The 392-nt window shown below is 34.9% G+C and carries 1 protein-coding gene; it reads left to right on the top strand.

Annotation, left to right across the window (positions count from 1 at the left end):
• Positions 1-392: transposase (locus tag RR45_RS10980; protein ID WP_143465100.1), on the top strand; the 392-nt coding region annotated here is incomplete at both ends.

The raw sequence follows: 392 nt of genomic DNA, 5'->3' as shown, positions 1-392 counted from the left end.
TTTTCGCCCAACTCTTAACCGGATTTTTAAGTATGATTTAAAAAACAAATCTCATGGTGGTAGACCGCCCTATGACCTTGTTTTAATGTTGAAAATTCTAATTTTACAACGCTTATACAATCTATCTGATGATGCAATGGAATATCAAATGATTGACCGGATTTCGTTTAGAAGATTCCTTAAGATTGATGACAAGGTACCAGACGCAAAGACTATCTGGAACTTTAGAAATCAGCTATCAAAATCTAATAGAGGAAACTGGCTTTTTTCTGCCTTTCAAGAAAAACTTGAATCACAAGGGATGATCGCTCATAAAGGACAGATTGTTGATGCAACATTCATAGAGGCGCCTAAACAACGTAATCCAAAAGACGAAAATGAATTGATTAAAG

It is taken from the genome of Pseudolactococcus chungangensis CAU 28 = DSM 22330 (genome assembly GCF_002441885.1).
In the GTDB taxonomy this organism is placed as follows: domain Bacteria; phylum Bacillota; class Bacilli; order Lactobacillales; family Streptococcaceae; genus Pseudolactococcus; species Pseudolactococcus chungangensis.
Note: the sequence above shows the minus strand (reverse complement) of the source record. Positions and strands in the feature narration are given on the sequence as shown.